Annotated in this window: 1 protein-coding gene; it reads right to left on the reverse strand. The window is 50.2% G+C overall.

Annotated elements, in window-relative coordinates; translation table 11 throughout:
* Positions 1–285, reverse strand: a 285-nt coding sequence (locus tag EIZ39_RS26285; RefSeq protein ID WP_164985364.1) for an Hsp70 family protein, incomplete at both ends; no start/stop codon positions are given.

Below are 285 nucleotides of genomic sequence, written 5' to 3' on the forward strand. Positions count from 1 at the left end.
GGAGCTCTGCAGTGATGTACGGCAGGTTAACGTCGGTCTGCTGAGCGGAAGACAGTTCGATTTTCGCTTTTTCTGCCGCTTCTTTCAGGCGCTGCATTGCCAGCGGATCGTTGCGCAGGTCAATGCCCTGATCTTTCTTGAATTCTTCAACCAGGTAGTTGATCAGACGGCTGTCGAAGTCTTCACCACCCAGGTGGGTATCACCGTTGGTTGCCAGAACTTCGAAGGTTTTTTCGCCGTCAACTTCGTCGATTTCGATAATAGAAATATCGAAAGTACCACCAC

This window comes from Ammoniphilus sp. CFH 90114, assembly GCF_004123195.1.
In the GTDB taxonomy this organism is placed as follows: Bacteria; Bacillota; Bacilli; order Aneurinibacillales; family RAOX-1; genus YIM-78166.